3 protein-coding genes are annotated in these 4655 nt (G+C 65.9%); all 3 read right to left on the reverse strand.

The window, feature by feature from the left end; genetic code table 11:
* A partial coding sequence (locus VJ307_00210) for a sigma-54 dependent transcriptional regulator (protein ID HJX72547.1) occupies positions 1-1056 on the reverse strand: 1056 nt, incomplete at its 3' end.
* A gap of 382 nt (positions 1057-1438) precedes the next feature.
* On the reverse strand, positions 1439-3268 hold the full coding sequence (glmS, locus tag VJ307_00215) for a glutamine--fructose-6-phosphate transaminase (isomerizing) (GenBank protein HJX72548.1): 1830 nt from the start codon (positions 3266-3268) through the stop codon (positions 1439-1441).
* A 2-nt stretch (positions 3269-3270) separates the two neighbouring features.
* Positions 3271-4655, reverse strand: a 1385-nt coding sequence (gene glmU, locus VJ307_00220; GenBank protein HJX72549.1) for a bifunctional UDP-N-acetylglucosamine diphosphorylase/glucosamine-1-phosphate N-acetyltransferase GlmU, incomplete at its 5' end; no start/stop codon positions are given.

Here is a 4655-nt window from a genome sequence, read left to right on the forward strand (position 1 = left end):
CGTGAACCCGGCGAAGCTGCGGTGGTGGATCCTGCCGTAGAAAGCGAGCAACTGCCTCGCGAGCACCTCCAGATCCTGGGGACGTTCGCGCAATGGAGGGATCTCGACCTGAATGACGTTCAGGCGATAGAAAAGATCCTCGCGGAACCGCCCGGCCTTGACCTCCCCTTCCAGGTCCCGGTTGGTGGCCGTGATGATGCGTACGTCGGCCTTGCGCGTCGACGGATCGCCGAGCCGCTCGTATTCCTGGTCCTGCAGGAACCGCAACAGCTTGGGCTGCAGGGAAAGGGGGAGATCGCCGATCTCGTCGAGGAAGAGCGTTCCCCCCTCGCAGGCGGCGACACGCCCCGGGTTGTCGCGGACTGCGCCGGTGAACGCACCCTTCCCATGGCCGAACAGCTCGCTCGTAAGGAGCTCCGCCGGCAGGGAGGGGCATGACACCACGCCGAACGGTTTCCCGGAGCGCCGGCTCCAGCCGTGGATCGCGCGGGCCAGGACGGTTTTTCCGGTCCCGCTCTCCCCCCGAAGGAGAACCGCGGCGTCGGTAGGCGCGACCTGCCGGGCCACTTCCATGGCGCGCTGCATCGCGGGGCTTTCGCTCGAAAAACGGACCTCCGGGGCCATTCTCTCCAGGTCCTCCCGGAGGGCAGCCACCTTCTGCTCCAGCGTCCGCACTTCTTCCACTTTCCGCACGGCGAGAAGGACCTGGGCCGGCGTGAACGGTTTCGGGATATAGTCGGTCGCCCCACGGCGTATGGCTTCCACGGCCGTATCGATCGAAGCGTACGCGGTGATGACGACGATCTTCATCCAGGGGCTTCCCGAGAGCAGCACGGGGATCAAATCCAGGCCGCTCGCCGTGCCCAGGCGGAGATCGACGAACGCCATGTGGAAGGTACGGCGGGACGCCGCTGTAACGGCGTCCTGGAAGTTGCTGACGGCGGTTACGTGGTGGCCTTCGGCCTCCAGGCAGATGGCGAGGGTCTTCCGGATGTTGCTCTCGTCGTCGACGACGAGGACGTTGATGGGAGCGCCGGTCGGCGTCGGGGTGGTCATGAGCCCCTTTCTCGCGGTACCAAGGCCATTATCCTCCATCGGTCGGATTCATGGAAAGCGGTTCAAGCTTGAATGCCGATCTACCCATGGGAACCCGGTCCGAGGACAATCTCCACTTCATCGACCTATGTTGTCTGATGCGGAGTTCTTACGTCGTGGGCGCAGGAAGATATACTTCCCGAGTTTGTCCTCGATCTCGATCGTGGTCAGGCGGCCGGTCCACACCCATTTCTTGCAGAACCAATCGAAGTACATCCGCGGGGAACCACCCCCTCAATGCCCGAATTGCCAAGGAGACCCGTAATAGCATCTCTCTTGACCAACAGATTTCCGACTTCGGGCGATGCGGGATGTCTCTTGTGCTTGGAGCGGAACCGGCGGTCTACTCCACCGTCACGCTCTTGGCGAGGTTTCTCGGCTGATCGACGTCGGTCCCTTTGAGGACCGCCATGTGGTAGGCCAATAGCTGCAGCGGGACCACCTCGAGGATCGGCCGCGCCAGCTCCCCGCAGGGCGGCAGGAAAAAGACGTCCTCCGCCTTGTCGAGCAGGTCGGTGTCCCCCTCGGTGCCCACCGCGATGATCCGCCCGCCGCGGGTGCGGGCCTCTTCGAGGTTGGAAAGGGTCTTCTCGTACGTTTCTCCCCGGGCGCACAGGACGAGCACCGGCATCCGCTCGTCGATGAGAGCGATCGGCCCGTGCTTCATCTCCCCGGCGGGGTACCCTTCCGCGTGGATGTAGGAGATCTCCTTGAGCTTCAGCGCCCCCTCGAGCGCGATCGGGTAGGAGATCCCGCGACCCAGGTAGAGGAAATCCCGGGAATCCTTGTACTTGCGGGCGATCGCGGCGATCTCCTCCTCCCTTTTGAGGACCTCCTCGATCTTTCGCGCCAGGTCGCTCAACTCCAGCAGGTGGGAGGAGAGGTCCGTCCGGGAAAGGATCCTGCGGGCCCGTCCCAGGCGCAGGCCCAGCAGGTAGAGCGCCACGAGCTGGGTGGTGAACGCCTTCGTGGACGCCACCCCGATCTCCGGCCCGGCATGGGTGTAGATCACCCCGTCGGAATCCCGGGCGATCGTGGAGGAAACCACGTTGCAGATCGAGATCGCCGCCGCTCCCTTCCCCTTGGCCTCCCGAAGGCCCGCCAGCGTGTCGGCGGTCTCCCCGGACTGGGACACGGGGATGCACAAGGTCCCCGGCTCCACGACGGGGTCGCGGTACCGGTACTCGGAGCCGAGGTCGACCTCCACCGGCAGGCGCGCGAGACGCTCGATCATGAACTTTCCGACCAGGCCGGCGTGCCACGAGGTCCCGCAGGCGACGATGAGCACCCGCGAAAGCTTTCGCAGCTCCTCCTCGCCGAGCGGAAGCGTTTCGAAGAAGACCTCGCCGGTCTCGGGGAGAACCCGCCCCGCCAGCGTGTCCAGGATCGCACGCGGCTGCTCGTGGATCTCCTTGAGCATGAAGTGGCGGTAGCCGCCCTTCTCCGCCATGACGGGAGACCAGTCGATGTGGACCGGAGGACGCCGTTTCACGTCCCCGGAGAAATCGGTCACCCGTATCCCCCCCGGTCCGGCAACGACGATCTCCCCGTCCTCGAGGAAGAGAGCGTCCCGGGTGTGGGAAAGCAGCGGAGGGAGGTCCGAGGCCAGGAAGGTCTCCCCTTCGCCGACCCCCACGACCATCGGGCAGTTCAGGCGGGCCCCCACCACCGTCCCCGGCTCCTTTTCGGAGAGGCAGAGGAAGGCGTACGACCCCTGAAGCGCCGCCACCGTCTTCCGGACGGACTCCTCGAGCCCCAGGCCTTGGGAGACGTACTCGTCCACCAGGTGGGCGATCACCTCGGTGTCGGTCTCCGAGCAGAAGCGCCGTCCCTTCGCGAGCAGGAGTTCCTTGAGCGTGCGGTGGTTCTCGATGATCCCGTTGTGGACGACCGCCACCTGTCCCGTCTTGTGCGGGTGGGCGTTATCGTCCGAAGGGCGTCCGTGAGTCGCCCACCGGGTGTGCCCGACGCCGCATGTCCCCGAGAGCGGGGCGCGGGCCACCAGTTCGAGGAGTCGCGTGATTTTCCCCTCGCTCTTGCGGATGACGATTTCGCCGCCGTCGAGGACGGCGATCCCCGCCGAATCGTACCCGCGGTATTCCAGTTTGCGCAGTCCGTCGAGGAGGATCTCCCCGCACTGCTTCGGCCCGGTGTACCCGACGATCCCGCACATGGTCACTTCTTTTTCACGACGGGAATGGTCAGCCCCGCCTTGCGCAGCAGTTCCGGCATCCGCCGGATCACCCAGTTCTCGATCACCGTCTGCTCCACCCGCGACAGGGCGAGGGCATACGGCGGAACGTCCTGGGTGACGGTCGCGCCCGCTCCGATCAGGGCCCCCTTGCCGATCGTGACCGGGGCGACGAACTGCGTGTCGCTGCCGACGAATACCCCGTCGCCGATCACCGTCGTGTGCTTGGCGATCCCGTCGTAATTGCAGGTGATCGTCCCGGCGCCGATGTTGGCCTTCTCCCCCACGATCGCGTCGCCGATGTAGGCCAGGTGATTCGCCTTCGACCCTTTCCCGATCCGGCTCTTCTTCACTTCGACGAAATTGCCGATGCGGGCATCCTCCCCAATGTCTGCCTCCGGCCGCAAGTGGGCGAACGGGCCCAAAATCGCCCTCTTTCGTACGTGCGAGTCGGTGAGCACCGAGTACGGCTTCAGGTGCGCGCCGTCGTCCACCCGGCAGTTCTCCACGACGCAGCCCGTCTGGATCCGGACCCCTTTCCCGATCCTCGTCTTCCCGAGCAGCGCCACCCCGGGCTCGATCAGCGAATCGGCCCCCACGAGGACCTCCGGCTCGATGTAGGTCCGGTCAGGAGCCACCACGGTCACCCCGGCTTCCATCAGGGAGTCGATCTTCGCCCGCCGCAGGACCTCGGTGGCTTCGGCAAGCTCCTTCCGGGAGTTGATCCCGCGCACCTCGTCGGGATTCCCGGCGACGACGGGGACGACAATCTTCCCCTCCTGGAGGGCCTGCACGACGAGGTCGGTGAGGTAGAACTCCCGCTGCACGTTGACGTCCGTCAGGCGCGGGAGGTTCCTCACGAGGAATTTACGGTCGAAGACGTACGTCCCCGAGTTCACTTCCCGGATCTTCCGGATCTCGGGGCCGCCATCCCTCTCCTCCACGATGCGGGCGACGGTTCCGTCCGGGTTCCGCAGCACCCGCCCGTATCCGGCGGGGTCGGGGAGGATCCCGGTCAGCACGGATGCGGCCGCCTTCCTGCGTCTTCGGACCGAGAGGAGGGTGCGGATCGTCAGGGGTTGAAGGAGCGGGGCGTCCCCGCAAAGGACGACGATCTCCTTCGCCTTGGGGGACAGGACGGAAAGCCCGCACCGCGCGGCGTCCCCCGTCCCCAGCTGGTTCTCCTGGACCGCCACCTTCCCGCCGAATTCTTCCGTCGTCCCGATCACCTTCTCCCGGCCGTGGCCGAGCACGAAGACGATCTCGGTGATCCCGGCGTCCTTCGCCGCGCGCGCGACGTGCCAGAGCATCGGCTTCCCCGCGACGGGGTGCGCCACCTTGGGGAGAGAGGATTTCATCCTCTTTCCCT

It is taken from the genome of Candidatus Deferrimicrobiaceae bacterium (assembly GCA_035256765.1).
Taxonomy (GTDB): Bacteria; Desulfobacterota; Deferrimicrobia; order Deferrimicrobiales; family Deferrimicrobiaceae; genus CSP1-8.

Bases quoted from the DNA above. Each gene is read 5' to 3' on its own strand.
- glmS (HJX72548.1), bottom strand. From the start codon at position 3,268: ATGTGCGGGATCGTCGGGTACACCGGGCCGAAGCAGTGCGGGGAGATC.